The 4,745-nt window shown below is 66.6% G+C and carries 4 protein-coding genes; 3 read left to right on the plus strand and 1 reads right to left on the minus strand.

The genetic code is table 11. The features are described 5' to 3' along the window. Both EN884_RS26280 and EN884_RS26285 read left to right on the plus strand, forming a co-directional pair. A partial coding sequence (locus EN884_RS26280; RefSeq protein ID WP_128360812.1) for a peroxidase family protein occupies window positions 1-1,477 on the plus strand: 1,477 nt, incomplete at its 5' end. Window positions 1,478-1,659: 182 nt separating this feature from the next. Continuing rightward, on the plus strand, window positions 1,660-2,217 hold the full coding sequence (locus tag EN884_RS26285; RefSeq protein ID WP_013530142.1) for a GNAT family N-acetyltransferase: 558 nt from the start codon (window positions 1,660-1,662) through the stop codon (window positions 2,215-2,217). A gap of 8 nt (window positions 2,218-2,225) precedes the next feature. Here EN884_RS26285 and EN884_RS26290 read toward each other — a convergent pair whose 3' ends face one another. Next, window positions 2,226-2,642, minus strand: a complete 417-nt coding sequence (locus EN884_RS26290) for a helix-turn-helix domain-containing protein (protein ID WP_013530143.1) — start codon at window positions 2,640-2,642, stop codon at window positions 2,226-2,228. Between the two features lie 105 nt (window positions 2,643-2,747). Here EN884_RS26290 and EN884_RS26295 point away from each other — a divergent pair. Continuing rightward, window positions 2,748-4,745: heavy metal translocating P-type ATPase (locus EN884_RS26295; RefSeq protein WP_128360813.1), on the plus strand; the 1,998-nt coding region annotated here is incomplete at its 3' end.

Consider the following 4,745-nt stretch of genomic DNA (forward strand, 5'->3'; position numbering starts at 1 on the left):
GCGCCTCGATGCCGGCGCCTTCCGGCTCCGCACCCACAAGCGAGGCATCGCCGGCGGCCACACCTTCGGCAAAACCCACGGCGCCGGCGATGCCTCGCTTGTGGGTGCGGAGCCGGAAGGCGCCGGCATCGAGGCGCAGGGCCTCGGCTGGTCGAGCAAGCATGCCACGGGCATCGCCGGCGATGCCATCACCTCGGGCCTCGAGGTGACCTGGACCACGACGCCGACCAAGTGGAGCAACAACTTCTTCGACAATCTGTTCAACTTCGAATGGGAGCTGACCACGAGCCCGGCGGGCGCTCATCAGTGGACGCCGAAGGGCGGCGCCGGCGCCGGAACCGTGCCGGATGCCCACGATCCGTCCAAGCGCCGCGCGCCTGCCATGCTGACGACCGATCTCGCGCTGCGGGTCGATCCGGCCTACGAGAAGATCTCGCGGCGCTTCCATGAGCATCCGGACCAGTTCGCCGACGCCTTTGCCCGCGCATGGTTCAAGCTGACCCATCGCGACATGGGTCCGGTCGTTCGCTATCTCGGCCCGCTCGTGCCCAAGGAAGAACTGATCTGGCAGGATCCGATCCCCGCGGTCGACCACGAACTGGTCGGCGAGCAGGACATTGCGTCGCTGAAGGCGAAGATCCTGGCATCGGGCCTGTCGGTTTCCGAATTGGTCTCGACGGCGTGGGCCTCGGCCTCGACGTTCCGCAATTCCGACAAGCGCGGTGGTGCCAATGGTGCACGCATCCGGCTGGCGCCGCAGAAGGATTGGGAGGTTAACCAGCCGGCGGAACTGTCGAAGGTGCTGGCCAGGCTGGAAGCCATCCAGAAGGAGTTCAACGCGGCACAGACCGGCGGGAAAAAGATCTCGCTGGCCGACCTCATCGTTCTCGGCGGTGTCGCCGCTGTCGAGAAGGCGGCGAAGGATGGCGGCCACGAGGCCAAGGTGCCGTTCACGCCGGGTCGCATGGATGCTTCGCAGGAACAGACGGATGTCCATTCCTTTGCCGCGCTCGAGCCGAAAGTCGATGGCTTCCGCAACTATGTCAGGGGCAAGCAGCCGATGTCGGTCGAAGCCATGCTGGTCGACCGGGCGCAATTGCTGTCGCTGACCGCACCCGAAATGACGGTGCTGGTCGGCGGTCTTCGTGTGCTCGGCGCCAACACGGCCAACTCGAAGCACGGCGTGTTCACCGACCGGCCGGGTACGTTGACCAACGACTTCTTCGTCAACCTGCTCAGCATGAACACGGTCTGGGATCCGGCCGCCGGCTCCGACGAAGTCTACGAGGCGCGTGACCGCAAGACCAAGGCGGTCAAGTGGACCGGCACCCGTGCCGACCTGATCTTCGGCTCGCACGCCCAATTGCGCGCGCTTGCCGAGGTCTACGGGTCGGCGGACGCCAAGGCGAAATTCACCAGGGATTTCGTTGCGGCATGGACCAAGGTGATGAACGCCGACCGCTTCGACATCGCCTGAGATCGCTAAAGGTGCTCCGGCGCGGCCGCGCCGGATCGCCGGTCCTCCCAAGGACACAACGCCAGGGCCGCGTTTCCAGTGATGGGAGCGCGGCCTTTGTCGTATGGGGCCGCGCTTTGGTGGACCGTGCCTCCCTGGTCAAGCATGCTATTTTGTGGGCATCGCGTCTGCACCGGTGCACCATGATCGAAATCGTCAAACCCGCGTTCGAACATCTGCCGTCCTACAAGGCGGCACTCGAACGCGGCTGGTCGCCGGACAATGTGCGATTGCTGGAAGCGACGCGCGAGCAGCTTGCGGCAATCGAAAGGGATCCCGTGGCTTTTCTCGCCGACCTCGATGATCCCCAGGCCAGGGGCGGTCCGATCACCTTGCCTGACGGCAAAAAGGTGCCGCGCCTGCCAGGCTTCCGCCGCTGGATCTGGGACGGCGAGGCGTCGGGCTCGATCGGCTTTCGCTGGCAGAAGGGTACGTCGGACCTGCCGCCGCATGTGCTCGGCCATATCGGCTATGCGGTGGTGCCGTGGAAGCGGCGGCGCGGCTACGCTACACAGGCGCTGCGCCTGATGCTGGAGGAGGCGAGGGCGGTCGGCCTGGCTCACGTCGAGATCACCGCCAAACCGGGCAATCCGGCCTCGCACAAGGTGATCCTGGCCAATGGCGGCAAGCTCGTCGAACGCTTTTTCGAGGACGCCGCCTATGGCGGAGCGGAAAGTTTGCGGTTCCGGATCGAGCTGTAGGATGTATCTCAACCATGCTCATCGGCGCACAGCGCATGATCCGACAGCGCGCGGATGACGTAGCAGTCGCCGACCGTCTGGCCATTGCAGCACGTGGCGATGCGTTCGAGCTCGGCCTCGAGCCGCTTCAACTGGGCAATCTTTTCCCGCACCGAGATCAGTTGCTCCTCGGCGATCTTGTCGGCGTGGCCGCAGGGTTGCTCGGGGTGGCCGCTCAAATCGATCAGAGAGCGGATGTCCTCGACGGCGAAACCGAGATCGCGGGCGTGGCGGATGAAGGCCAACCGCTCCAGCTCCTGCCTGGAATAGCGGCGCTGGTTGCCTTCCGAGCGCTCGGGTGCGGCAACAAGGCCCATCTGCTCGTAGTAGCGGATGGTCGGCACCTTGACCCCGGTGCGGCGCGAGAGATCACCGATCGAAAACATGAATTGCCTCTTGAAGCTCTAGTGACTAGAGCAATTACAGTGCCTGACATCAGCGTTCAAGACCCATGCGGCGACGCCGCGCGGGCAAGACAGACAGGTGATGTGATGACGGCGCCCCTCGACCAGGTAAAAATCAGGCAGACGCGGTTCAAGATCGGCGGCATGGATTGCGCCTCTTGCGCAACCAAGATCGATACGGCGGTGCGTCGCCTAGACGGCGTCGCCGATGTCTCGGTTTCGGTGACCGGTGCCAGCATGACGGTCAGCCATGGCGGCGCGTTGCCGGAAGGCAGGGTGCTGCAGCAGGTGGCTCGGCTCGGCTACGGCATCGTCAGGGCAGAGGCACATGTATCGCCGATGTCAGACAAGGCGCACGCCGATCACGTCCACAATGACCATGAAGGCCACGATCATGCGAGCCACGATCCCGATCCCGATCATGGCCATTCCGAGACGGGGCAGGCGTGGTGGCGTTCCCGCCGGGCGGTGCTGACGCTCGCCTGCGCGGCAGCGCTTCTCGCCGCATACGGCATCGGCCATCTGTTCCCGGTGGCGGAACGCGGGGTGTTCCTGGCCGCGCTGTTGGTCGGCCTGGTGCCGATCGCACGGCGCGCGCTGATGGCGGCATTGGCCGGCACGCCGTTTTCGATCGAGATGCTGATGACCATCGCGGCGATAGGCGCCGTGATGATCGGTGCCACTGAAGAGGCCGCCGCCGTGGTGGTGCTCTTCCTGATCGGCGAGCTTCTGGAGGGTGTCGCCGCCGGCCGGGCGCGGGCGAGCATCCAGGGACTTGCCGATCTGGTGCCGAAGACGGCCTTGGTCGAGCGCGCAGGCGGCACATCGGAGTGTCCCGCCGAAGACCTTGCGGTCGGCGACATCATCCTGGTGCGGCCGGGCGCCCGCATCCCGGCCGATGGCGAGATCATCGAGGGCGCGAGCGAAATCGACGAGGCGCCGGTGACCGGCGAGAGCACGCCGAAGCGCAAGGGCGTTGCGGACGCCGTCTTTGCCGGCACGATCAGCACCGATGGCGTGCTCAAGGTGCGGGTGACGGCGGCCGCTTCCGACAACACCATCGCCCGAATCGTGCGGCTGGTGGAGGAGGCGCAGGAGGCCAAGGCGCCGACAGAGCGCTTCATCGACCGCTTCTCGCGCACCTACACGCCGGCGGTGCTGGCGGTCGGTGCGCTGGTGGCATTGTTGCCGCCGCTGCTTGCCGGCGGCGACTGGAACGAATGGATCTACAAGGGCTTGGCGATCCTGCTGATCGGCTGCCCCTGCGCGCTGGTCATCTCGACCCCGGCGGCGATCGCCGCGGGCCTTGCGACCGGTGCGCGGCGTGGCCTATTGATGAAAGGCGGTGCGGTGCTGGAAGGCTTTCGCCGGATCACGGCGGTCGCCTTCGACAAGACCGGTACGCTGACCGCAGGCAAGCCTGCCGTCACCGACATCGTGGCGTATGGAAGGGATGAACGCACCGTGCTGGCGCTGGCGGCAGCACTGGAGCAGGGCTCCAGCCATCCGTTGGCGATGGCGATCCTGGACCGGGCCAAGGCCGACAAGGCGCCGGTGCCGCCGGCTCTCGCGGCGAAGGCAATCTCGGGCAAGGGTGTCGAGGGCAGCGTTGGCGGCGTCGCCGTCTTCCTCGGCTCCGGCCAGGCGGCGGGCGAACGCGCCGACATGACGCAAGCGCAGCGCCTCGCCGTCGACAGCCTCAACGGCCAGGGCAAGACGGTGTCAGTGCTGGTCGCCGATGGCGTGGTGGCCGGGCTGATTGCCATGCGCGACGAGCCGCGGCCGGATGCTGCGGCCGGGATCGCGGCGCTGAAGGCCGAGAGCATCCGCGCGGTGATGCTGACCGGCGACAACCGCCGCACGGCGCAAGCCATCGCCGCTTCGCTCGGCATCGAGGCGCGAGCGGAGCTGTTGCCCCAGGACAAGCAGCGCATCGTCGGCGAATTGCAGCGCGAGGGTTTCAAGGTCGCCAAGGTCGGTGACGGCATCAACGACGCGCCGGCGCTCGCGGCCGCCGACATTGGCATTGCCATGGGCGGCGGCACCGACGTGGCGCTGGAGACCGCGGACGCGTCCATCCTGCAC

The organism is Mesorhizobium sp. M7A.F.Ca.AU.001.01.1.1, assembly GCF_004022735.1.
GTDB lineage: Bacteria > Pseudomonadota > Alphaproteobacteria > Rhizobiales > Rhizobiaceae > Mesorhizobium > Mesorhizobium ciceri.